This is a genomic window from Silvimonas sp. JCM 19000 (assembly GCF_054652575.1).
Map to the genome: position 1 here is coordinate 26,779 of NZ_BAAIHC010000004.1, position 22,624 is coordinate 49,402.

General features: G+C 61.2%; 18 protein-coding genes and 2 tRNA genes. 8 read left to right on the forward strand and 12 right to left on the reverse strand.

Annotated features, from left to right (window positions below; translation table 11 throughout):
• The first annotated feature begins 122 nt into the window (after positions 1–122).
• On the forward strand, positions 123–1,421 hold the full coding sequence (locus ACYQ1A_RS05205) for a methyltransferase domain-containing protein (RefSeq protein ID WP_499360774.1): 1,299 nt from the start codon (positions 123–125) through the stop codon (positions 1,419–1,421).
• A gap of 72 nt (positions 1,422–1,493) precedes the next feature.
• Here ACYQ1A_RS05205 and ACYQ1A_RS05210 read toward each other — a convergent pair whose 3' ends face one another.
• Complete coding sequence (locus ACYQ1A_RS05210; RefSeq protein ID WP_499360776.1) at positions 1,494–3,110, reverse strand: chitinase; 1,617 nt, start codon at positions 3,108–3,110, stop codon at positions 1,494–1,496.
• A gap of 376 nt (positions 3,111–3,486) precedes the next feature.
• Between ACYQ1A_RS05210 and ACYQ1A_RS05215 the strand changes: the two genes are divergently transcribed.
• Entirely contained in the window at positions 3,487–4,650 is a 1,164-nt protein-coding gene (locus tag ACYQ1A_RS05215) for a zinc-dependent alcohol dehydrogenase (protein ID WP_499360777.1), read from the forward strand.
• Positions 4,651–4,804: 154 nt separating this feature from the next.
• Here ACYQ1A_RS05215 and ACYQ1A_RS05220 read toward each other — a convergent pair.
• The 4 genes from ACYQ1A_RS05220 to ACYQ1A_RS05235 all read right to left on the reverse strand — a co-directional run bounded on the left by ACYQ1A_RS05220 (position 4,805) and on the right by ACYQ1A_RS05235 (position 7,957).
• Positions 4,805–4,891: transfer RNA gene (locus ACYQ1A_RS05220), tRNA-Leu, on the reverse strand.
• A gap of 109 nt (positions 4,892–5,000) precedes the next feature.
• Positions 5,001–6,599 carry an alpha-amylase family glycosyl hydrolase gene (locus tag ACYQ1A_RS05225; protein WP_499360779.1) on the reverse strand — a complete coding sequence of 533 codons (1,599 nt, stop codon included), beginning with the start codon at positions 6,597–6,599 and terminating at the stop codon, positions 5,001–5,003.
• A 114-nt stretch (positions 6,600–6,713) separates the two neighbouring features.
• Complete coding sequence (locus tag ACYQ1A_RS05230) at positions 6,714–7,619, reverse strand: DUF72 domain-containing protein (protein WP_499360781.1); 906 nt, start codon at positions 7,617–7,619, stop codon at positions 6,714–6,716.
• A 2-nt stretch (positions 7,620–7,621) separates the two neighbouring features.
• Positions 7,622–7,957, reverse strand: a complete 336-nt coding sequence (locus ACYQ1A_RS05235; protein WP_499360783.1) for a hypothetical protein — start codon at positions 7,955–7,957, stop codon at positions 7,622–7,624.
• Positions 7,958–8,087: 130 nt separating this feature from the next.
• On the opposite strand from ACYQ1A_RS05235, the gene ACYQ1A_RS05240 reads away from it, so the two are divergent.
• On the forward strand, positions 8,088–8,723 hold the full coding sequence (locus ACYQ1A_RS05240) for a nucleotidyltransferase domain-containing protein (RefSeq protein WP_499360785.1): 636 nt from the start codon (positions 8,088–8,090) through the stop codon (positions 8,721–8,723).
• Between the two features lie 149 nt (positions 8,724–8,872).
• On the opposite strand, the gene ACYQ1A_RS05245 is transcribed toward ACYQ1A_RS05240, so the two are convergent.
• The 5 genes from ACYQ1A_RS05245 to ACYQ1A_RS05265 all read right to left on the reverse strand — a co-directional run bounded on the left by ACYQ1A_RS05245 (position 8,873) and on the right by ACYQ1A_RS05265 (position 15,829).
• Positions 8,873–9,619, reverse strand: coding sequence for an endonuclease/exonuclease/phosphatase family protein (locus tag ACYQ1A_RS05245; RefSeq protein ID WP_499360787.1), 747 nt, complete (start codon positions 9,617–9,619; stop codon positions 8,873–8,875).
• Entirely contained in the window at positions 9,616–11,781 is a 2,166-nt protein-coding gene (locus ACYQ1A_RS05250) for a VTT domain-containing protein (RefSeq protein WP_499360788.1), read from the reverse strand. The genes ACYQ1A_RS05245 and ACYQ1A_RS05250 overlap by 4 nt, the downstream gene beginning before the upstream one ends.
• A 194-nt stretch (positions 11,782–11,975) precedes the next feature.
• Positions 11,976–13,721 (reverse strand): gamma-glutamyltransferase, encoded by a 1,746-nt coding sequence (gene ggt, locus ACYQ1A_RS05255; protein WP_499360790.1) that lies wholly within the window; start codon positions 13,719–13,721, stop codon positions 11,976–11,978.
• Positions 13,722–13,802: 81 nt separating this feature from the next.
• Positions 13,803–14,984 (reverse strand): MFS transporter, encoded by a 1,182-nt coding sequence (locus ACYQ1A_RS05260; RefSeq protein ID WP_499360791.1) that lies wholly within the window; start codon positions 14,982–14,984, stop codon positions 13,803–13,805.
• A gap of 47 nt (positions 14,985–15,031) precedes the next feature.
• A complete protein-coding gene (locus ACYQ1A_RS05265; RefSeq protein ID WP_499360792.1) occupies positions 15,032–15,829 on the reverse strand; it encodes a DeoR/GlpR family DNA-binding transcription regulator in 798 nt (265 codons plus the stop codon).
• Between the two features lie 214 nt (positions 15,830–16,043).
• Between ACYQ1A_RS05265 and ACYQ1A_RS05270 the strand changes: the two genes are divergently transcribed.
• The 3 genes from ACYQ1A_RS05270 to ACYQ1A_RS05280 are packed head-to-tail and all read left to right on the forward strand — an operon-like array spanning position 16,044 to position 18,083.
• Positions 16,044–16,496 carry a MarR family winged helix-turn-helix transcriptional regulator gene (locus tag ACYQ1A_RS05270; protein WP_499360794.1) on the forward strand — a complete coding sequence of 151 codons (453 nt, stop codon included), beginning with the start codon at positions 16,044–16,046 and terminating at the stop codon, positions 16,494–16,496.
• A 19-nt stretch (positions 16,497–16,515) separates the two neighbouring features.
• On the forward strand, positions 16,516–16,869 hold the full coding sequence (locus ACYQ1A_RS05275; protein ID WP_499360795.1) for a hypothetical protein: 354 nt from the start codon (positions 16,516–16,518) through the stop codon (positions 16,867–16,869).
• Complete coding sequence (locus ACYQ1A_RS05280; protein WP_499360797.1) at positions 16,866–18,083, forward strand: MFS transporter; 1,218 nt, start codon at positions 16,866–16,868, stop codon at positions 18,081–18,083. Before ACYQ1A_RS05275 ends, ACYQ1A_RS05280 begins: the two co-directional genes overlap by 4 nt.
• Positions 18,084–18,163: 80 nt before the next feature.
• On the opposite strand, the gene ACYQ1A_RS05285 is transcribed toward ACYQ1A_RS05280, so the two are convergent.
• On the reverse strand, positions 18,164–18,340 hold the full coding sequence (locus tag ACYQ1A_RS05285; RefSeq protein WP_499360800.1) for a hypothetical protein: 177 nt from the start codon (positions 18,338–18,340) through the stop codon (positions 18,164–18,166).
• A gap of 227 nt (positions 18,341–18,567) precedes the next feature.
• On the opposite strand from ACYQ1A_RS05285, the gene ACYQ1A_RS05290 reads away from it, so the two are divergent.
• Positions 18,568–18,963: a hypothetical protein gene (locus tag ACYQ1A_RS05290; protein ID WP_499360802.1), complete on the forward strand. Its 396-nt coding sequence runs from the start codon at positions 18,568–18,570 to the stop codon at positions 18,961–18,963.
• Between the two features lie 94 nt (positions 18,964–19,057).
• On the opposite strand, the gene ACYQ1A_RS05295 is transcribed toward ACYQ1A_RS05290, so the two are convergent.
• Positions 19,058–19,144 (reverse strand) — tRNA-Leu (locus tag ACYQ1A_RS05295).
• A gap of 67 nt (positions 19,145–19,211) precedes the next feature.
• Between ACYQ1A_RS05295 and rnr the strand changes: the two genes are divergently transcribed.
• Complete coding sequence (gene rnr, locus ACYQ1A_RS05300) at positions 19,212–22,595, forward strand: ribonuclease R (protein WP_499360804.1); 3,384 nt, start codon at positions 19,212–19,214, stop codon at positions 22,593–22,595.
• Positions 22,596–22,624: the final 29 nt, after the last annotated feature.

Sequence of the window (22,624 nt, forward strand, 5' to 3'; positions counted from 1 at the left end):
CACCCCATGGGTAGCCCGGTTTTTTTTATGCCTGGATCGGGTGGATGTGGGCGGTTGCGGCGCTGCGTGTTTCATCCGATAGTGCAGGGCATGCCGACCCCGCCGCCGCCACGAGCCCGCCCATGACCCAGCCCGCGTCCGAACATCCTTTATATCTGGCCGCCGTGCGCAAGCATCTGGCCGGTGACGTTGCCGCGGCCGAGGCCGACTACCGCGCCTTGCTGGCGCAGCAACCGGGCCATGCCGCCGGCCAGCATTACCTGGGTTTCCTGCTGCAGCAGTCCGATCGCCTCGCCGAGGCCGACGCCGCACTGCGGCTGGCTTTGCAACTGGATGATCGTCACGCCGAATGGCATTTCAATCACGGCATCGTGCTGGCGCGGCTAGGGCGCACCGACGCCGCCATCGACGCATTCTGCCAGGCATTGGCGCTGGATCCAGCGCCGTATTTTTACTGGACCAATCTGGGCGCGGCGTTTGAGACGCAACAGGAATGGCTGCGCGCCGAGCAGTGTTATCACAAGGCGGCGCAGCTTGATCCCGCTTGCCCTGATGCCTTCTATTTGCTCTCGGCCCTGTTGCTGAAACAGCAACGCTATGACGAAGCGCGCCACTTCAATCATCGCGGCATCGTCGCGGACCCGGATAAAGCACCCTCGCGCATCATGCTGGCCCAGGCCTGGCATGCGCTGGGTGATCCGGCCGCGGCCATCGCCGTGTTGCAACAATGGCAACGCGACGATCCCGCCAATGCAGAGGCCGCCCATTTGCTGGTGGCCTATCAGGGCCAGGCGGCGCCTGAGCAATGTAGCGAGACCTATGTCGAACAGGTGTTCGATGCCTTTGCCGCCAGCTTTGATTCGATTCTGACGCGGCTGGAATACAGCGGCCCGCGTCTGGTTGAAGCCTGGTTGCAGCAGCATCAGCAATGCTTTGCCAACGCGCTTGATCTTGGCTGCGGCACGGGCCTGGTGGGGCAGGTGCTGCGGCCGTTTGTGGAGACGCTGGTGGGCGTTGATCTGAGCCAGCGCATGCTCGATCACGCCGCTGAACGCGGCATTTATCAGCACTTGCATCACGCCGAACTCAGCGCCTTTTTGCTCGCGGAGCCGTCGCATTACGCCTTGATCAGTTGCATGGATACGCTGACTTATATCGGCCAGCTTGCACCGGTGCTGGCGCTGATCCATGCGCGTTTGCAGCCGGGTGGCATATTGCTGTGCTCCACCGAGCGACTGGACGATCCTGGCCTGCATTACCGCCTGAATACCAGCGGCCGCTACAGCCACAGTCCGGCCTGGCTGGCGGCGCTATTGCGCGAACAGGGATTTGTGATTGAAGACATGCTCGATGCCGTCATCCGCAAAGAGGCGGGCTATCCCTTGCCGGGCCAGTTTATTGCAGCGCGCCGCCCGCACTGAGGGCGAGCACCAGCGCATAAAAAACGCCCCGACCATGCCGGGGCGTTTTGCGTGGCTTTGCCTCAAGTCGAATTACGGCAGCGTCTTCAGATGCGGTGCCACCGTATTGGCAAAGTTGTTGTTATTGCTGGCGTCCCAGTTGGTCGACCAATCCATTACGCCACGCAGACCGGGGTATTTGGCAACCGGTATATAGCTGCCGCAATGCGTGCCCTGGGTCAGGCAATCCACGGCGTTATTGACCACGGACGGATCGACATAGCCGCTACCCGCGCCCGAAGCCGAAGCCGGCAAGCCCAGACCCACCTGGCCCGGCTGCAGATACTGCAACACGGTGTCGGCCTGCGCGGTAATAAAGTCCACCGTGCCCTGGTTGTAGTTCTTGCCGTCGCGACCGGGCATCGAACCCGAGTTGTAGTACTGCGTGTTGACCATGGTAATGATGCTGCCCAGGTCACGCGCTACTTGCAGATAGGCGCCAGCGCCCGGAATGTTGGGCAGCATGTCGATGGTCTGCGGTGCCATGGTGATGATCAGGTTCGGCCCGACTTTGGCGCTGAGTTGGCGCAATGCGCTTTCCAGATTGGCCACGTTGATGGCGTTTTCCAGATCGATATCGATGCCGTCAAAGCCGTATTGCTGGATCAGGGCATAGGCACTGTTCACAAAGTTGGTGACGGCCGTGCTGTTGCCCAGGGTGATGCTGCCGTTCTGGCCGCCCACCGACAGAATCACAAAGCGCCCCTGGCTGTGCAGCGTTTTGATGTCATTGGCAAATTGCGCGTTGGTGTAACCGCCAGACACGGCCTTGGACAAGCCCGAATCGATATTGAACAGCAGACCGCCATCGTTGGCCGGATCGGCATCGGCAAAGGCCACTTCGACCACGTTGTAGCTGGTCGGCACCTGCGCCAGCGTTTGCACCGCTGCGCCGTTATCAAAGTTCTGCCAGTAGCCCACCAGCACATGCTTGGGCAGGCTGCCGGTCGGCGTTGGAGCCGGGGTCGGCGTGGGCGTGGGTGCCGGGGTTGGTGCGGGTGTCGGTGCTGGCGTCGGTGCCGGGGTCGGGGCTGGAGTGGGTGCCGGGGTCGGAGCGGGCGTGGGCGCTGGCGTCGGGGTTGGTGCGGTGCCGCCGCAGGTGCCGACCACGGTCCACGGTTGGCCGCTGCCGACCGGGCCACTGGCGGTGGACGGATTGTTGCCTTGCGTCCACCAGTTGGCTTTGTAGTTAACGCCGTTGTAACTCACGGTCGCGCCGCCGTTATAGGCGGTGGTGGCGCTCCATGTGGCGTAGCAGCCTGCCGCCGGGGTCGGCGCGGGTGTGGGCGCTGGCGTCGGGGCGGGGGTGGCAACGGGCGTGGGTGCTGGCGTCGGTTTCGGGGTAGGTGCCGGGGTGGGGGCGGGTGTCGGTGCGGGCGTCGGTGCCGGGGTCGGCGTGGCGCTGCTATCTACGCCCAGATCTTTCCACAGGCTGGGCGTGGCGGCCGGGTTCCAGTTGGCGCCCACATAATCGGTTTGCGTAACCAGCGCTTGATAATCGTGGCCGTTATAAAACACCACGGTGCCAGCGCTATAGGTGCCGCCGTCTACCCAGGTGGGGTAAGCAAATGCGGACAGGGCGGCAAAGGCAGCCGGCAAAGCGGCGAGCGCCAGCTTGCCGCGCCCGAACAGGCGAGACTTCGATTTCATGGGTACATCCTCCGATAGGTTTCTTGTCTTTCTTTAGTTGAACTGCGCGCGCGCTCGTAGGCGCGCGTGGGCCGATCATAGTCAACAAGTGGATACACGACTACGCAGTCACCGCCCGCCACCAGACCCGCTTCCAGCAAACATGCGGCTTGGCGTAGCTACGCGGTGATACATTGGTTGACAGACGGTGTCAGTGTCAGGACCAGCGGAGCGCCCCTGACACGCGGGCTGGCGTGCTCGTCTGGCAGGCCGTCGGCGCGTACGGTGGTGGCACCGCATTCGCTCCCACAGCACATTACGTGCGCCGCATACACCCAAGCCCGGCCAGCTTGCGCACACTGGGCTTAGCGACGATCCCGTCCCGAGGAGCCCTGCCATGCGCGCCCTGACTTATCACAAAGCCCATCATGTAAGTGTCGATACCCATCCCGATCCCATCCTGCAAGACCCGGATGACATCATCCTGCGGGTGACTGCCACCGCCATTTGCGGTTCGGATCTGCACTTGTTTCGCGGCAAGGTCCCGGGTATGGAGGCGGGCGATATCCTGGGCCATGAATTCATGGGCATCGTCGAGGACGTTGGCCCCGGTGTGACCAAAGTCAAACGCGGCGATCGGGTGGTGGTGCCGTTTACCATCGCCTGCGGCCACTGCTTCTTTTGCGAGAAAGCCATGTACGCCGCCTGCGAAACCACCAATCCGTCGCGCGGCACCATCATGAACAAAAAGTCGATTCGCAGCGGTTCCGGCATGTTTGGCTACACCCATCTGTATGGCGGTTACGCCGGTGGCCAGGCCGAGCTGGTGCGGGTGCCGCGCGCCAATGTGGGCCCGCTGGTGTTGCCCGCAGGGCTGGCCGATGAGCAAGTGCTGTTCTTGTCCGACATCCTGCCCACCGGTTACCAGGCAGTACTGAATGCCGAAGTGGGGCCGGGATCAACCGTGGCGATTTTTGGCGCAGGCCCGGTGGGCCTGATGGCCGCCGCCTGCGCGCGCATGCAAGGCGCGGAACGCATCTTCATGATTGACCATCATGCGTACCGGCTGGCGTTTGCGCGTGCCACCTACGGCGTTGAAACCATCAACTTTGATGAGGTGGATGACCCGGCTGCACTGATGATCGAAGCCACCGATTACCGTGGCGTGGATGCCAGCATCGACGCCATCGGTTTTGAGGCCAAAGGCAGCTTGCTGGAAACCACGCTGGCCAATCTGAAGCTGGAAGGCGCCAGCGGCGTGGCATTGCGCCAGGCCATTGCCGCCACGCGCCGTGGCGGTGTGATCAGCGTGCCGGGCGTGTACGCCGGTTTTATCCACGGCTTTATGTTTGGCGATGCGTTCGACAAGGGTCTGACGTTTAAGATGGGCCAGACGCACACGCAGCGTTATATGCCCGAGCTGCTGCAGGCTATTCAGGAAGGCAAGCTGCATCCGGACGTGATCATCTCGCACCGTTTGCCGCTGGCGGAAGCGGCGCGAGGCTATGAAATTTTTAATGAGAAGAAAGAGGATTGCCGCAAGGTGGTGCTGACGCCCTGAGGCCGGGGCGGGCGCGCAAACAAAAATAGCCCCGAAATTGCATGATTAAACTCATGCAACTTCTGGGGCTGTGGGTCCGGATTTCAGCGCAGGGGACTGCGTTAACGCCGGAAATGAAAAAACCCGCCGAAGCGGGTTTTTTCATTAAAACTGTTGGTGCCCAAGAGAAGACTCGAACTTCCACGCCCTTGCGAGCGCTAGGACCTGAACCTAGTGCGTCTACCAATTCCGCCACCTGGGCTTCGCTGCCGTTGTTGCTTGGCTGCGAGAGAGGCGCATTATGGTCAATGCCCCTTTTTGTGTCAACACTCTCGCTCGAATATTTCTTAAAAAATCGCTAAGCCCCTGATTTATCGATCAGCCAGCAAAATCACCACGCCCTCGTGCGGCTGCAAAGTGAAATCGCCATTGGCCTGGCTGCCCACGCGTTCCAGCAAAGTCGACAGCAAAACTTCGCCATGCAGCAGGTGGCCGTGCTCGACCGGCTGCGGCGATCCGCCAAAGTTAAGCAGCACCAGCAGGCGCCGTCCCTCAAAACTGCGGGTATAGCCAAAGACCTCGGCGGGCGTGCCAAAGTCATGGTACGAGCCGACGGCCAACGCAGGCTCCTGGCGCCGCAACGCCAGCAAGCGGCGATAGAACACCAGCATCGAATCATTTTGCGTTTCGAGCGCGGCGACGTTATTGGTTGGGGCATCCGGCGGCACCGGCAGCCACGGTCGGCCCGTGCTGAAGCCGGCGTTGGGGCTGGCGTCCCATTGCATGGGGCTGCGTTCCGGATCACGCCCCAAGCCTATGCCCGGTTGTTTTTTCTCGAACGGGTCTTGCACCAGTTCGGGCGGCACGTCGATGTCATGCATGCCGATTTCGTCGCCGTAATACATGGTGGGCGTGCCGCGCAACGTCAGCAGCAGCATCGCTGCCACGCGCGCCTGGGCTGCGCCGATGCGCGTGAGCAAACGATGATTGTCGTGATTGCCCAGCACCCAGTTGGGCCAGCCATGATCGGGCAGGGCGGCCTCATAGCTGTCCACCGCATTGCGGATTACGCTGGCATTCCACGGCAAGGTAATCAGCTGGAAATTAAACGGCAAATTAACGCCATCGCCGCCCGTGCCGTAATAGGTCACCAGCTTTTGTACCGGCAGATAAATTTCGCCCACCATCATGCGCTCGTGATATTCATCCAGCAGTTTGCGCATGCGGCCGATCACCTGATGGACTTCGGGCCGGTCGGTGGTATAGGTGCTGAGCAGTTTGTTTTGCTCGCCGGTATTGGGGTCGTAATCAGGATTGGGCGGATTGGCGCGGAAATCCTCGTCCTTGATCAGATGCCAGATCACATCAATGCGAAAGCCATCCACGCCGCGATCCAGCCAGAAACGCATGACATCCAGCATGGCATCCTGCACTGCCGGATTACGCCAGTTCAGATCAGGCTGCTCTTTTAAAAACGCGTGATAGTAGTACTGCTTGCGCACGTCATCGAATTGCCAGCCACTGCCGCCAAAACTGGACAGCCAGTTATTGGGCGGACCGCCATCGGCAGCCGGGTCTTTCCAGATATACCAGTCAGCCTTGGGATTGATACGCGACTGGCGTGACTCTTTAAACCAGGCGTGTTGGTCCGAGGTGTGGTTAGGCACAAAGTCGAGCAATAACTTCATGCCGCGGCCATGGATATCCGCCAGCAAAGCGTCGAATTCGGCCAGCGTGCCAAACACCGGATCGATATCGATGTAATCCGAAATGTCATAGCCGAAATCGGCCATCGGTGATGGATAAATCGGCGACAACCAGATCGCATCAACACCCAGCGATTGCAGATAATCCAGCCGCTGGCGTATGCCGTTCAGATCGCCCACGCCATCGCCGTTGCTATCCTGAAACGAGCGCGGATAAATCTGGTAGACCACCCCTTTTTGCCACCACAGATACGAATCGGACATGACAGGTCCTCAAGACGGTTTGAATTGGAAAAGACAGCGGATTGAAGGCCATGCTGCGGCAGGCAAGGCGGCTTGCGTATCGGTGTATGGCTGACACTTGCCGCTGGCGGGGATTTATTTCTCGGGCGGTAGCGGCGCGCCAGCGGCTTGCCGTACGGGTTGACCCAGCCGTTGCATCAGTCGCTGCGCATCAAACGGCGCGCGTACCTTGATGTCGTTATCAAAGTAGCAAAAAACTTCTCGCGCAGTTGCAGCCGCCGGTTCAGCCACCCGCGGACCATCCAGCGCTGTGTGTCCGCCCATCCACGCTTTGATGCGGGCGGCCCAATCATCCAGCGCCGCGTCGGTATAGCCGCTGGCATAGAGTTTCTCGGCGCCGTGCAATCGCACATACACAAACGGGGCAGACAGATCTTCCAGATGCGGCCATTTGCCAGCGGTATCGGCAACCACCAAAGCCACATGATATTTACGCAGCAGGGCAATAAAGTCGGGCGTGGCAAATGATTCGTGCCGGATTTCCACCGCATGCCGCATGCGATGGTTATGCGGCACCGCCAGATCGGCTTTGGTGCGCAGATGGCTATCGTGTTTCTCGGCAATCCGGGCGGCGGCGTTCAGATCACGCGGCAAGCGGTCCAGAAAGCGCTCAAACAGATCGGCGTCGAAGCGAAAAGAAGGTGGAAACTGCCATAACATCGGGCCGAGTTTTTCTTTTAACTCGAACACGCCCGAGGCAAAGAAATTGGCCAGCGGTCCATCAATATCGCGCAGGCGGCGGATATGGGTAATAAAGCGCGGGGCCTTCAGGCTGAAAATAAAATCGGGCGGCGTGGCATTGTACCAATCGGCGTAGCGCTCCGGCGTTTGCAGGGCATAAAACGAGCCATTGATTTCGATGCTGGATAAAGCGCGCGACGCGTAAAACAGTTCGTCGGCCTGGCGTAGTTCCTCGGGATAAAACACTTTGCGCCAGGGTTCATACCGCCAGCCGGAAATACCGATATGCGCGTGCGCCATGCTCAATTTCCACCGTGACAAGCACTGCGATCCAGCGCTTTACCGGTGCGCCCTTGACCATCGACCGCCTTGTACGGCACGCAGGCATATTTCTGCTCGCCCAGCACCAGCGTGGCACTGCTACACACGCCATCGCTACGCTGGCCCACCAGTTTGCGACCGGGCGCGCCATCCGAAAAAATGAAATGCATCTGCTGCGGCTGCAACGCCTCCGCCACGGTTTTGCCTGGCGCTGCTTTGCCTTGTGCGTCCACGCATTGCCATTGATAGCGCTGCCCCGCCTGGGCGGTAGCGGCCAGGCACAGGCTGGCAAGCAATATCCAGCGCGTTGAAGACATATAGGCTCCTGAGAAAACACAGCAAGACAGCACTCAGCCTAATCGCCGTGCGGGGCGGCCGCTGTAGGCGGCTGGCGCACGCCAGCGGCAGCGAATGCAGCATCAGCGCAAAATCATACTCAAAACGAGTATGATCATACTCATTATGAGTACGATTTCTTCCGGGCTTGGTGCCGTTCTGTTTAGTCGCGTCCAGCAAAAACTGCTGGCGCTTTGTTTTGGCAACGCCGATCGCAGCTTTTATACCAATGAGCTTATTCGGCTGGCCGGCGGCGGCAATGCATCGGTGCAACGTGAACTCAAGCGCATGAGCAGCGCCGGTTTGCTTTCAAGCACGACCGTGGGCAATCAACGTCACTATCAGGCCAATCGTGACTGCCCGATTTACGCGGAAATGGCTAGCCTGATACGCAAAACTTTCGGAGTTTCTGACCTTGTGCGGCAGGCACTTTTGCCGGTAGCGGGCCAGATTGATATCGCTTTAATCTACGGCTCGATAGCGCGCGGTGACGAGCACGCGGGTAGCGATGTTGATCTGCTGGTGATCTCCGAAACGCTGACCTACGCCGACTTGTACACGCAGCTGGAGGGGGCCGCACAAGCCTTGTCGCGGCCGATCAATCTCACCGTTTACAGCAAAGCCGAATGGACACGACGCGTACGCAACGGCAACGCTTTTGCCACCCGATTACTGGCGCAGCCGTTGCTGCCCCTGATCGGCAGCGAACATGACGCTCGACAACTTGCTGCGCACGGGCAACCTTAAATCAGAGCCGCCTGCTCCCGCCGAGTTTGCTGGTTTGTTGCACTCTGCCAGCCTGCGTACGCACGCTTGCTGCAAGACCTGCTCGTCGCCGCAGACTGGCTGTTGCAAGCCGTGCGTGCCTTGCCTCCGCTCGCACCAGCGCAGTGAACCTAACGCCCGATATGCGCCACCAGCGGCAAATGGTCCGAAGCCTGGCGGGCCAGCCGGGTGTTATGCGCCCAGACCCGCACCAGGCGTTCGCGGGGGTGCAGCCAGATGCGGTCGAGCGCAAATACCGGGCGCAATGAAGGGAAGGTGAGCGGGGACGGGGTTTTCTGAAAGCGCGTGGTGAGCCAGCGCAGGGGGCGGCCCCAGACAAACCATTCGTTCAGATCACCGAGCAACACCACCGGCATGGTGTCGGTATCGAAGGTTTCCAGCAGACGTTTGACTTGATTACGCCGCTCGGCCGGGCGCAAGCCCAGATGGGTAGCAACCACGCGCAGCAAATGACCATGGCATTCGATATCCGCATCCAGCGCCCCGCGCGGTTCGGCCGAGCCAAACGACAAGTCGACATTGCGTACCGCGCGGATGGGATGCCGCGTCAGCACGGCATTGCCGTAGCGCCGATGTTGATGGTCGATGGTCGGCCCGGCCACGGCCTGGTAGCCGGTGAGGTCGGTAATGGCCGCCAGGATGTCGGGGATGTGTTCGTCCCCCATCGGCACTTCTTGCAGCGCTACCACGTCGGCATCGATCTGGCGCAGCACCGCCGCCACGCGCTGGGCCGAGCGGCGGCGGTCGTAGCCGACCGCGCCATGGATGTTATAAGTGGCTATGGTCAGCGGCCAGGGCGAGTCAGCCGGATTGCCGTCCTGAAGCTGCATATCGAGGCGTTCAGTTTTTGCGTTCATGCCGGCTCCATGCCCTGGCGTTCGCCCGCGCGGCGCAACAAACGGCTGGCAAAGAAGGCCACACCGATCAACAAGGCAGCCAGCCCGATCAGCGCACCAAAGGTGCCGGTGCTGGGGTGGCGCACGGCTTCGGCAAAGTGGTGCACAAACAGCACGGTAATAATGGAACCGGGCGTCATGCCTATCATGGTGCCGATCATGAAATCACGCAGGCTCAGGTGTGAGGCGCCGCAAATCAGATTGACGATGACCACCGGCCCCAGCGGAATCTGCCGCAGCAACGCCACGCTGATAATGCCGCGCCGCGCCAGCTTCATCGACAGCCGATTGGCACGCTGGCCTGCGATGCGACGCAATGCATCACGCGGCAGCCATGTGCCCATCCAGAAGGTAAACGCCGCCGAAGCAGCCGTGCCTGTCAGGGCATAAGCAATGCCCAACGCAGGGCCGAATACCAGGCCGGTGGCGATGACCAGCACCGAATGCGGAAACATCAAAACCGTGCCCAGCACATAAGCCGCAATCACGATCAGGGGTGACAGCGGCATATCCCGCACGCGGGCGGCCAGGCGCGATAAGGCTTGCGGATCAACGTATTGCGCCAGCGGCGTCCAGCGCCAGAGCGCGGCCAGCGCCAGGCAAACCAGCGCCACGCCAGCGATCACCATCAAACGGCTGCGCAACGGCCGTTTGGCTGCGTGCGGTACCAGTTGCGACACAAGTTGATCGGTGGGGACGATGCGTTCCGGGTCGAGCACGGACAAAGCCGGCACCACCGCTTCGTCTTCGGGGCGCGCCACCGGATCCAGCGGGGCCAGCGTACGGCCTGGCTTTTGCAGTGCTTCGATCGAGGGGATCAGGCGGCCATGTTCGGCGATGGCGGCGGCCACGTCTTCCGGCTCGCAAGCCAGATGCTCGCTGAGCAGGCGTGCCCGCACGCGTGCAATACCGGCACGGATATCGGCACGGCCGCGCGCTTCAATGGCGATATTGCATTCGGTATCCATCACCATCGAGCGGTTATTGATATTGGCCGAGCCGATGCTCAAAAAGTCATCGTCGGCGATCACCACCTTGGCGTGCACATTGATGCAGGTTTCTTCCAGGCCGGGCATCTCGGGCGAATACAGACGGTAGTGATCATGCTGGTCCGCTTGCTTCATCAAGGCATGCACCCGGGCCCGTTGCACCCCCATCGTAATGCGCTCCAGCCAGCCGTTATTGACGCGGCGGCTTACCACCACGATATCGGGCGCATCTGCCGTGGCCAGGCGCGCGGCCAGCTCGGCGGCGATGGCGCCAGAGCTGAAATACTGGTTTTCAAAATAGAGACTGCGTTGCGCCTGCGCGATGACGTCATCGTAGAGCTGGCGAATTTCCTGCACGCCGTTGCTTTGATCGGTGGGTGGCTCGGTGCGCGAAACCGCCAGTTGCACCTGCTGGAAATCGGGCTCGACATCGGCAGGCCACGGGTTGTTGTCGGCGGAGGTGAGCGATTCTGGCCAGAGCGGCACGCGCACGCCGGTTGCGTTATGCCAACGCTCGCGCACCAGTTGCGCGGCAATGCGCGAAGCCGGGCCATCAAACATGGCCTGCACGTCATGGAAGGGTTGATAGGGCGCGCCGTCGGCGTTGCAGCGTAATTCGTGCTCGCAATCATGCGCTGGCGTATCCCAACGGCTGTGCGTCAGATCGATGCCGCCGACAAAGGCCAGCCGGTCGTCGATCACCACCACTTTTTGATGATGTGAGCCGCCCAGTACCGGATGCGCATCCAGGCGAAAATGTAGCCGCCGTTGGCCTTGCCAGCTGAGTTTGAGCGAGCTGAGCCATTCGCGGTCCATGGCAAACAGCAGGGTGTAATCCCAGTTCAACACATAGATATGCAAGCTGCGCTGCCGCGCCAGCACCGCGCGCAAAAAATCCCCCAGCGCTTCGGGCAGGCCGTCGTTGGCGCCGTTGGGTTGCAGGCACAAGCGGCTGTCGATATCCCAGCCCACGATAAATACCGAGTGCCGCGCCTTGGCGATGGCGCTGCGCAAGGCGCTGAAATACGCGTCGCCATCGATCAAAACGGCGACCCGGTCGGCCTGGGCAATCTGCCAGCAATTGCGGCCAGGTTGCAGCAGCGCTTGGGCTTGGTGAGGTTCTTCGGGCTTCATGGCCTTGTGTTCAGTCTGGCCTGATCAGGCGGAGGGCCGGGGCAGGGCGACCGGTTATCCAGTGCGGTTGTCTGGGAGTTGATCATCCCCGCGCGCTGCCGCCCATGCCGTCGGACGGCAGCGGATACGGCTGTGAGACGCGCACGCTTTCCACGGATGTAGCCGCTGCAGACCATTCCGCCGGCGCCGCGCCGCTAGTACGCCAGCGCCGCGCCGCCGCCATGCCGTAACGGTTCGCTCACGGCCGTGATGCTGCCATCAAGGTTGAACTGCAAGCCGTTGGCGGCCCCGATTTCGTCCCCGGCTTTCCAGCGATAGCCATACCGTTCAAGCGCGCGCTGTTGCGGGCTGCCGATAAACTGCAACAGCGTTTCGACCTCGGTGACGTCGTTATTGCGCTGGCTTATGCGCGGCGCGGCCACGGCATCGGCCAGCGACATGCCGAAATCAAGGTGGTTGACGATGGTCTGCAAGACCGTGGTGATGATGGTGGCGCCGCCGGGCGAACCGATCGAAAACGCAGGCTTGCCGTCTTTGAACACCAAGGTTGGGCTCATGCTGGAACGCGGCCGCTTGCCCGCTTCCGGGATATTGGGCGACGGCCCGCTAAAGTCGAAATCCGTCATTTCGTTATTCAGCAAAAATCCGCGCCCGGGTACGACCATGCCGCTACCGCCCCAGCTTTCGATGGTGAAGGTGTAGGCGACGATATTGCCTTGCGCGTCGGCGACGGTCAGATGCGTGGTGTGTGCGGGCTCAGTCTGGCTGGCCGAAACGCGGACAGGGCGCAATGGATAAGACGCATCGTTCTGGAACGGATAGGGGTCGCCCTGCGCCAGCTTGCCCGGGTCCGCTTGCATATCGATGCTGGCCGCGCGTTGTCTGGCAAACGCGGGCGACAGCAATCCCGCTTGTGGCACATCCACATATTCCGGGTCAGCCACGTAGGCATTACGGTCGGCAAACGCCAGCCGCGATGCTTGCAGATACAGATGTTCGGCCTGGGCGCGGGGCAAATGCGCCATATCAAATTGCTGCAGGATGTTCAGCGCCTCGGCAATGGCAATGCCGCCGCTGCTGGGAGTGCCCATGCCGTACACGTCATAGCCGCGATAGCGCGTATGCACTGGCGGCCGCAGCCGGGCCTGGTAGTCTGCCAGGTCGGCCAGGCTCATCTGGCCGGGGGTGACCTCGACACCAGGCGCGGCTGGAGGCTGGTTAACGGTCTTGATCACATCCTGTGCCAGATCGCCGTGGTAGAAGGCGTCGGCACCGCCTTGCGCCAACAGGCGATAGGTCTGTGCCAGTGCGGGATTGCGAAACAAGCTGCCTTGTGGCAGCGCTTTGCCCGCGTGTAGATAAAGCTGGCTGGTGCTGCTAAAGCGGGCGAATTTGGCTTCGTTTTCCGTATTGATGCGATGAAAATTGGCGCCGATCACAAAGCCGTCTTGCGCGACGCGGATGGCGGGCTGCAAGACCTGGCTTAACTTCATGCTGCCATAACGATGCAAGGCTTCGTCCCAGCCGCGCACGGTGCCGGGGACGCCGACCGCGATGCCATTGGGCACCGCTTCAGCCCATGGCAAAACCTTGCCGTCGCGGGTAAACACCTGGGGCGTAAACGCGGCAGGCGCGGCTTCGCGGTGGTCGATGCTGATAACGCGGTTTTCTTTGGCCGAGTAAATCAACATAAAACCGCCGCCGCCGATGCCGCAACTGAATGGATCGGTAACACCCAGCACGGCGGCAGCGGCCACGGCGGCGTCAATGGCGTTGCCGCCCTGGCGCAAAATCTGCAGGGCAGCGCGGCTGGCGGGTTCGGATATTGTCGCCACCGCCGCGTGTTGGCCTGTTGCAACCGGCGTGGCCGCCCAGACCGGGCTGCACGCCAGCAAAGCGTAGCAAAGGACGATTAATTTGAGCGCACGCCAGCTATTCATTGCGATGTCCTATGGAGCAAACGCGTTGATTCTGGCACAGCCACTGGCCCGCGTCGTAACGGGTGCCAGCGATAGGATGGCTTATGCCTGATGCGACTGATTGCTGGCGGGGTGCGCGGTATGGCGCATGCGTCCGGCATTGAGTGCCACAAACAACATCAGCAAACCCACGCCGCCAAAGGCCAGCGGCAGCGAGGTGGCGCGGGCGATGTAACCGACCAGCGCCGGGCCAGCCAGCATGCCGGTGTAGCCCAGCATCACGATGGTCGGCAAGGCGGCCGACGCATCGACCCCGTGCACGCGGCTCCCCGCGCCAAACAACACGGGCACCACGTTGGATGCGCCCAGGCCGACCAGCACAAAGCCGACCAGGCTGAGCCACGTCCACGGCGCGGTGACGATGACCACCATACCAAGCGCGGCCGTCAGCCCGCCAAACAGCACAACCTTGAACGGACCAAGCGCGCGTACCACGCGGTCACCGGTCAAGCGGCCGGCGGCCATCGCCACCGAGAACGCGGCATAACCAATGCCCGCCGAGGCTTCTTCTACGCCGCGCTCAAAATGCAGAAACACCGCGCCCCAATCCAGCATGGCGCCTTCGGTCAAAAACGAGCAGAAACACAGCGCGCCGATCAATAACACCGTGCCGTTATTAAAAGCCAGATGCGATTTTTTCTGGTCGCTCGGGCGTTCGGTGTGCTGCACCAAGGCGCTGAACTGGGTAAAGCACAGCACGGCGCACAACGCGCCGACCACCACGGCACACAGCAACAAAGACACGCCTGATTTCAGTAACGCTGCCAATGCCGCGCCACCAACCAGACCGCCCACCGAGAACAAGCCATGGAAGGACGACATCAAGGGGCGGGCAGCCATGTTTTCGACCACCACGGCCTGATCGTTGATCGAGACGTCAAGCACGCCGATCAAGGCGCCAAAGATAAATAGTGTCACTGCCAGCAACAGTGGCGTGGGCGCCAGCACCAGTGCAGGGATGACCAGCAACAGCGCCAATCCGGCGGCGCGTATCACTTGCGCGCTACCCCAGTGCCGCAACAGACGGCTGGTCAAAGGCATGGCCAGCATGGCGCCGCAGCCCAGCGTCAACAAAATGGAGCCGAGCACGGCATCGTCCAGATTCAAACGCAATTTGGCGTAGGGCACCATCACCGCCCAACTGGCGTTGGCGATGCCAATAATCAAAAAAATCAAGCGTGTAGCGCGGCAAGCAGGCTGCCAGGCAGCAGTGGACGACGACATCGAATACTCCAGCGTGAGATTGTTTTGTTGTTGTGCGGTACTACGGATTAGCCAGCGACGATTACATCGACCCCTGCCGCCCGCAGCCGTGCTAACTGCGTGGCATCGGCGTCGGGTTCGACCACCAGATGGTTGATATCGGCGAGGTCGGCAATGGCAAAAGGCGCGCCGGTGCCCAGCTTTTCATTGGTTGCCACCGCCACCAGCGCGCCACAACTGGCGGCGAGCTGGCGCTTGAACGCCGCGTCTTCGGCATTGCCCGCGCCGATGCCGACTTCGGCGTCGATGGCGCAGATACCCATAAAACATAGATCGGGATGCATGCGCTGCAGCTCGGATGAGGCTTGCGTGCCCAGCGTGCCGCCGATATGCGGATCAAAACTGCCGCCAATCAACACCACCTTGATGTCGTCGCGCCCGGTCAGTGCGACCGCGACGGCGGGCGAATTGGTGGCGACCGTCAAGCCAATGTCTTCCGGCAATTGCCGTGCGATTTCGACATTGGTGGTGCCGCTATCCAGAAAAATCAGCTGTCCGCCCTGTGCCAGCCGCGCCGCCGCGCGCGCCAGTTGCTGCTTGCGCCCGACATGCTCACTGCTGCGCTCTTGCACCGGCCGATTGGCCGCTGCCATGGCAATTGCCCCGCCATACACGCGCAAACAGGCACCGGCCGCCGCCAGCTCGCGCAAATCGCGCCGCACCGAGTCTTCCGAGATGCCGAATTCTTGCGCCAGATCTGCCGCAAGCACCCGACCCTGCTGCGCCAGGCGCTCGCGGATAATCTGATGCCGATCCGCCGGAAAGCTGGCATTGCTAAAGCGATCTTTGCGTTCTGTGTTGTTCATGCGCTTGCACGTTTCCCGGTATAAACGTGTGCAATCGTGCATCAATGTGCATGCGCGGTCAATCGTGATGCGCAGAGTGGGCAGCGAGCGGTGAAGTTCTACCCGGCGGCGGGGCGCGGGCGTTGCTGCGGATGCAGTAGCTAGCCCGGTTCCAGATCACAAGCTATGCAGCCAAACTGTACAGCTAAACTGTATTAATGTTATTGTCCGCCGCATGCCAGAAGCCATCCCCAACTCCGGACATCCCGAATTGCTTGAACTGGCCGGCGAGTTACGCATCTCGCTGGCCAAGCTTATCCGTCGCCTGCGCGAGCAAGCCGATCCAGGTGATCTGACCCATGCGCAGAAATCCGTCTTGTTACGGCTGGACCGCGATGGGCCCGCTACGGTGAGTGCGCTGGCGCGGGCCGAGAGCGTGCGCCCGCAATCGATGCGGGTGACGGTAGCGGGTTTGCAAACGCTGGGGGCGGTGGCGGGGCAGCCGGACCCCAACGATGCGCGGCAGACGCTGATTGCGCTCACTGACGCTTTTCGCGAAAAGGTAAAACACACACGTGCTGTCAAAGAAGACTGGTTGTTGCGTGCCTTGCAGGCTCAGTTGACGGCGGACGAGCAAGTCACGCTGGCCGCTGCCGTGGCCTTGCTGCAACGCCTGGCCGAATTCTAGATACAGGGGAAAACTGAATATGCAGACGCTTGTTTCAGCGCACTGGCTGGCGTATTTCTGGGGCGGCGCATTCTTGTGCAATGCCGTGCCGCATCTGGTTGCGGGCGTGATGGGCGCGCCGTTTCAGACGCCATTTGCCCAGCCCTCGGGTAAGGGTTTGTCGTCGTCGACGGTGAATGTGTTATGGGGATTTTTTAATCTGCTGGTGGCTTATGGTTTGTTGATGCGGGTCGGCGCTTTTGATTTGCGCGTGACGGGCGATGCGTTGGCGGCGGGCTTGGGCATGCTGGCTATGGCCTTGTTTGCCGCACGCACCTTCGGCCCTTTGCACGGGGGAAATCTGCCCAGGTCGGCCGAGCGGACTGCGCAATGAATGCGGGCGTTTTTCGTTCGCTCAAGGTTTTTAATTACCGGGTCTGGGCCGCTGGCGCACTGGTATCCAATATCGGCACCTGGATGCAGCGTACCGCGCAAGACTGGCTGGTACTGACCCGGCTAACGCATCACAACGCCTCGGCCGTCGGCATGGTGATGGCACTGCAATTCGGGCCGCAATTGCTGCTGTTGCCTTGGACGGGCTCGGCAGCCGATCGCTACCAGCAACGCAAGTTGTTGATGCTGACGCAGGCCACCATGGGTGTGCTGGCGCTGGGGCTGGGTCTGTTGACGGTCAGCGGCGTGGTGCAACTGTGGCACGTTTATGTGTTTGCCTTTCTATCGGGGTGTACCGCGGCGTTTGATGCGCCGGTGCGGCAGACCTTCGTGGCGGAACTGGTGGGCGATGCCGATTTGCCCAATGCGGTCGGCCTGAACTCCACCTCATTTAATGCGGGCCGCATGGTGGGCCCGGCGGTCGCCGGTATGGTGATTGCTTCGGTGGGAACCGGCTGGGCGTTTCTGCTTAATGGCGCCAGCTTCTTTGCCGTGCTGCTCTCACTGACTTGTCTGCGCCAAAGCGAGTTGCGGCCCAATCCACGGGCGCGGCGCAGCAAGGGCAGCTTTGTCGAAGGCTTGCGATATGTCTGGGCGCGACCGGATCTGAAGGCAATCTTGCTGATGCTGTTTCTGATCGGCACCTTTGGTCTCAATTTTCCAATCTTTATTTCGACCATGGCAGTGAGCGTGTTTCATACCGATGCGCGCGGCTACGGTTTGCTGTCGTCGGTGATGGCCATCGGTACCCTCTCGGGCGCTTTGCTGGCAGCTGGGCGCGGCACGGCCAGTTTCCGCGCTCTATTAATTGGCTCGGGCTTGTTTGGCGTGGGTTGCACGCTGGCCGCACTGGCACCGGCGTACTGGGTGTTTGCACTGGCGCTGGTGTTGATCGGCGTGTCGGCCATGACCTTTACCAACGGCACCAATGCATTAATGCAGTTATCCACCGAGCCCGCCATGCGTGGTCGCGTTATGGCTTTGCGGCTGGCGATTGCCCTGGGTGGTACGCCCATTGGCGCGCCCGTGGTGGGCTGGGTGGCGGACCATGCCGGGCCACGCTGGTCCCTGGGCATAGGCGCCGCCTCAGGCTTTGCTGCGGCGGCGGTGGCGATCTATGCCCTACGCCAGCGTTTACATACGCCCGAAGGCTGAGCGCGCCCGGCTGGCCCGCCGAGCAAAAAAAACCGCGCTCAGTCTGCACTGGCGCGGTTTTTATATTTAAGGCTAGCGGCTTATTGCCCGGGGCTGATCGGATTGCCTGGCACGTGCGGCGAAGGCGAGAGCGGCGTGATCGGATCGGGCGGCACCGGCAGGCCCGGCTGCGGCGGCGTGCCAGGCAGGCCGGGTGCGGGATCGGTTTGCGGCAGATCGCCCGGGGTGGAAACCGGTTCTGGATTGATGATCGGCATGGCGGGTGCTCCCTGTATTGAGTGCGGTTGCGATGAAACCATTCTGGGCTTTGCCGGTGGCAGATGCTGTGCGCGGGCTGCGCGATCCGATGTCGGCGCATGCCGCGCAGGCGGGCAGGACGCACATGCCAGGCATATGCTGACGCGCGATCACGCCTATGCCTTGCAGGCTACCCGCGGCCATGAGCGTAAAACTGTGCTGTGTAATTGCAACCAGGAGCGCTGCCATGACCCAGTTCAACCGACCCGATACCCCGCTGTCGCGTGACACCGCCGCGCGCGGCTATGTGCCGAATGCGTCGGCCGAAGAGCTTGATGATCCCGAGACCAATAATCTGAACAAGCATCCGATGGAACATACCAACTGGGTTGATCCTGCCGGCCGCGTGGATCAGGCCGCCAGTGATGGGCAGATTGCGGATGAGGCCAATGGCCGTGATGCCAATCCCTTGTATGCCGATCGCGCCGATCGCCGCGAGGGCCCGCCCCAGGGCACCAATACACCGCTGGATGTGAGCAATCGCAAACAGGTTGGTGGGGTGGATGGCGATATCAATATGCCAGTACGCGGGGTGGTGCCGGGTAATGTGGGTTTGCCCAATCAAACAGATGACAAACGCTAATGCCAGGCTAATCTGGATAAGGCGCGGATTTAAATGCAGAAAGTAATACCGGAAATGAAAAAACCCGCCGAAGCGGGTTTTTTCATTAATACTTTGGTGCCCAAGAGAAGACTCGAACTTCCACGCCCTTGCGAGCGCTAGGACCTGAACCTAGTGCGTCTACCAATTCCGCCACCTGGGCACTGTGCTACGCTAGAATGAACTCGCGTTGCAACGAAGAAGCGCGATTATCAGGAAACCCGAAAACAATGTCAAGAAAGAAAACAGCGATTATCACATCTACTTCTGGCGCTATCGCCACTCCGTCCTTACGTCAACAAGATCCGCATCTCGAGCGCGAAAAGCAGCGCTACGATAATCCATTGCCCTCGCGCGAATTCGTGCTCAAGGTATTGGCCGATGCTGGCGCACCGCTCGAGGTGGATGTGCTGGTGCAGATGCTGGATATCACCCCGCCTGAGCGTGCGTTCTTTGAACGCCGTCTGGGTGCCATGAGCCGCGAAGGCGAGCTGATGATCAACCGTAAAGGCGCGGTGTGTTTGCCGGAAAAGATTTCGCTGGTGGCCGGTCGGGTGCAAGGCCATCCCGAAGGCTTCGGCTTTGTGGTGACTGATGAGCCGGGCAATGACTTTTATCTGTCGCAACGCGAGATGGAAAAAGTGCTGCATGGTGATCGTGTGCTGGTGCGCGAATCGGGCGTTGATCGGCGTGGTCGCAAAGAAGCCACCATTGTTGAAGTGACCGAACGCGCCAATAGCACGCTGGTCGGGCGTTTGATTGCCGAGCAGGGTGTGTTTATCGTCGCCGCAGAAGACAAACGCATCGCGCGCGATATCCTGGTGCCGCCGCACGAAACCGGCGGGGCCAAACCGGGCCAGGTGGTTGTGGTGGCGCTGATCCAGCAGCCGGAACGCCATGTGCAGCCGCTGGGCCGCGTGGTGGAAATTGTCGGCGATTACGGCGACCCCGGCATGGAAATCGAAATTGCCCTGCGCAAGCATAATCTGCCGCATGTGTTTTCGGATGCCGCCAGAGCGCAAGCAGAAGCCACTTCCCAGAAAGTGGGCAAAAAAGAATTGAAACCGGTGCAAGGCGTCGAGCGCGAAGATTTGCGTGATCTGCCGCTGGTGACAATAGATGGCGAAACCGCGCGCGATTTCGACGATGCGGTCTATGCCGAGAAAAAAGGTAAAGGCTGGCGCCTGGTGGTGGCGATTGCCGATGTCAGCCACTACGTGACGCCGGGCGATGCGCTGGATGCCACGGCAATTGAACGCGGCAATTCGGTTTATTTTCCGCGCCGGGTGATTCCCATGCTGCCGGAAGAAATCTCCAACGGCATATGTTCGCTTAATCCCGCAGTGGATCGGCTTTGCATGGTCTGCGATATGAATGTGGGCGCCTCGGGCAAGATCAAGAAATATCGCTTTTACCCCGCAGTGATGCATTCCAAAGCGCGCCTGACCTATAACAAGGTCTGGGACATGATAGAAAATCCCAAAGGCGACAATGCAAAGCAATACAAAAAAGTACTGCCGCATATCAATACGCTTTACGACCTGTTTAAAGCCTTTGCTGCAGCCCGCGGCAAGCGCGGCGCAATTGATTTTGAAACCACCGAAACCGAAATCCGCTTTGACGATAATGGCAAGATTCGCGAGATCGTGCCGGTGGTACGCAATGACGCGCATAAATTGATTGAAGAATGCATGTTGGCTGCCAATGTATGCGCGGCAGATATCCTGATTAAAAACAAACACCCCAGTCTGTTCCGGGTGCATGAAGGCCCGACGCCCGAGAAGCTGGACAAGCTGCGCGAATATCTGCGCTCATGCGGCTTGACGCTGGAAGGGGGCGAAAGCCCGCAAGCGGCGGATTATTCGGCGGTGATGGCGCAGATCAAGCAGCGTCCAGATATGCCGCTGCTGCAAACCATGCTGCTGCGCAGCCTGCAACAAGCGGTGTATAGCCCGGACAATAAAGGCCACTTTGGCCTGGGCTACGAGGCGTATACCCATTTCACTTCGCCAATCCGGCGCTATCCGGATTTGCTGGTACATCGCTCGATCAAGGCGATTCTGGCTGGCAAGAAATACAAGCCCGCGCAAAAGTGGGATGCGCTCGGCGTGCAATGCTCAGTGACCGAGCGCCGCGCTGATGAAGCCAGCCGCGACGTGCTCAACTTCCTCAAGTGTTATTTCATGCAGGACAAAGTGGGCGAAGTGTTTGAAGGCAGCGTCGCCGCTGTCACCGGCTTTGGCTTGTTTGTGCTGCTCGATAATCTGTATGTCGAGGGCCTGGTGCATATTTCGGAACTGGGCAGTGATTACTTTCAGTACGACGACCGCCGGCATGAATTGCGTGGCGAGCGCACCGGCCAGGTGTATCGCCTGACCGACCGCATTCGCGTGCGCGTGGCGCGGGTGGATCTGGATACCAGCAAGATTGATTTTGTGCTCGCACCGTTGGGCGCGCCGGCCAGTACCGAGCCGTATAGCCCGCCGGCACGCAATGGCGATCGGCGCGGGAATACGCGGTCGCGCTTTGCCAGCAATGCACCCGTGGTAGAGGCCCCACTCGCGGCGCAAACGCCGTTGGCTTCGCCGGCAGAGGCTGCGGTTAACCAGGCCGTCGCCAGCGTGGCGCTTGCCGAGCCGGGCAAAAAGCGTCGCAGCCGTGATCGCAACCGCAATCGCAACGCCACGCGCAATGCCAACCTGGCGGCTACCTCGAATGCGGCGGTACCTGCGGCCGCAACCTCAACGACGCCACCCGCTAATCGCAGCGGCCGCAATTCGGTCAAGCCCAAACCCGTCGCCGCCGCTGTGGCAGCACCCGCGCCCAAGCAGAAAGCTACGCGCGCAGAACGGCGGGCCCGTGCTGCGGCACGTGCGGCACAAGTAAACAATGAGGTGCTGAGCGCTGCGACGCCTGCGCCCGCAGTGACGGAGCCCCCAGCCCGGCCGACTACTGCGGCAAAGTCGAAGACGCCAGCCGTATCGGCACAGAAAACGACGACGGCCCCCAAAGCGGCGGCAGCCAAAGCGACGGCAGCCAAAGCAGCGGTGGCCAAGCCCGCAGTGGCAGCACCCGAAGCAGCCAGCGCCAAAGCAAAACCAGCCGCGTCGAAAGCCGCGTCGCCCAAGGCAAAGGCCCAAGCCGCTGCACCGAGCACCACAAAAGCCAGCGCCACGACGGCGCAGCAAGCAGCGAGCAAAGCGCCTGCGGCCAAGGCAAGCAAAGTGACAGCGGCGCCCGCAGCGGCAACCCGGGCGGCCAAAGCCAGCCCCGCCGCAGCACCGGCCGCCACAGCGAGTAGCACCAAAGCGGCGGCCAGCCCCGCCACCCCCGCCGCAGCCAAGCCCACTACGCGCAAGGCCAGCAGCGCCAAACCCGCAGTAAGCAAAGCCGGCACTGCCAAGGCCGCCACGCCCAAAGCCGCCCCGCCCAAAGCCAAGGCCACCGCCGCATCGACTGCGCCAGCACCGTCGGGCAAAACCGCTGCTGCGACTAGCCCGGCACCGGCTGCTACAGCGCGATCACGTAAAAAGGCGCAAACTGCGCCCGATGCTGATGTTGCAGCGCCCACAGCCGCACCGCGTAGTCGCAAAAAGCCGCCCGCTGCGCAATAAAGCGCGCGCGTACGGCAGGGCAGCGGTAG

Excerpts from the sequence above, each read along its gene's own strand:
- ACYQ1A_RS05205 (WP_499360774.1), top strand. The coding sequence starts at position 123 with ATGACCCAGCCCGCGTCCGAACATCCTTTATATCTGGCCGCCGTGCGC.
- ACYQ1A_RS05210 (WP_499360776.1), bottom strand. The coding sequence starts at position 3,110 with ATGAAATCGAAGTCTCGCCTGTTCGGGCGCGGCAAGCTGGCGCTCGCC.
- ACYQ1A_RS05215 (WP_499360777.1), top strand. The coding sequence starts at position 3,487 with ATGCGCGCCCTGACTTATCACAAAGCCCATCATGTAAGTGTCGATACC.
- ACYQ1A_RS05225 (WP_499360779.1), bottom strand. The coding sequence starts at position 6,599 with ATGTCCGATTCGTATCTGTGGTGGCAAAAAGGGGTGGTCTACCAGATT.
- ACYQ1A_RS05230 (WP_499360781.1), bottom strand. The coding sequence starts at position 7,619 with ATGGCGCACGCGCATATCGGTATTTCCGGCTGGCGGTATGAACCCTGG.
- ACYQ1A_RS05235 (WP_499360783.1), bottom strand. The coding sequence starts at position 7,957 with ATGTCTTCAACGCGCTGGATATTGCTTGCCAGCCTGTGCCTGGCCGCT.
- ACYQ1A_RS05240 (WP_499360785.1), top strand. The coding sequence starts at position 8,088 with ATGATCATACTCATTATGAGTACGATTTCTTCCGGGCTTGGTGCCGTT.
- ACYQ1A_RS05245 (WP_499360787.1), bottom strand. The coding sequence starts at position 9,619 with ATGAACGCAAAAACTGAACGCCTCGATATGCAGCTTCAGGACGGCAAT.
- ACYQ1A_RS05250 (WP_499360788.1), bottom strand. The coding sequence starts at position 11,781 with ATGAAGCCCGAAGAACCTCACCAAGCCCAAGCGCTGCTGCAACCTGGC.
- ggt (WP_499360790.1), bottom strand. The coding sequence starts at position 13,721 with ATGAATAGCTGGCGTGCGCTCAAATTAATCGTCCTTTGCTACGCTTTG.
- ACYQ1A_RS05260 (WP_499360791.1), bottom strand. The coding sequence starts at position 14,984 with ATGTCGTCGTCCACTGCTGCCTGGCAGCCTGCTTGCCGCGCTACACGC.
- ACYQ1A_RS05265 (WP_499360792.1), bottom strand. The coding sequence starts at position 15,829 with ATGAACAACACAGAACGCAAAGATCGCTTTAGCAATGCCAGCTTTCCG.
- ACYQ1A_RS05270 (WP_499360794.1), top strand. The coding sequence starts at position 16,044 with ATGCCAGAAGCCATCCCCAACTCCGGACATCCCGAATTGCTTGAACTG.
- ACYQ1A_RS05275 (WP_499360795.1), top strand. The coding sequence starts at position 16,516 with ATGCAGACGCTTGTTTCAGCGCACTGGCTGGCGTATTTCTGGGGCGGC.
- ACYQ1A_RS05280 (WP_499360797.1), top strand. The coding sequence starts at position 16,866 with ATGAATGCGGGCGTTTTTCGTTCGCTCAAGGTTTTTAATTACCGGGTC.
- ACYQ1A_RS05285 (WP_499360800.1), bottom strand. The coding sequence starts at position 18,340 with ATGCCGATCATCAATCCAGAACCGGTTTCCACCCCGGGCGATCTGCCG.
- ACYQ1A_RS05290 (WP_499360802.1), top strand. The coding sequence starts at position 18,568 with ATGACCCAGTTCAACCGACCCGATACCCCGCTGTCGCGTGACACCGCC.
- rnr (WP_499360804.1), top strand. The coding sequence starts at position 19,212 with ATGTCAAGAAAGAAAACAGCGATTATCACATCTACTTCTGGCGCTATC.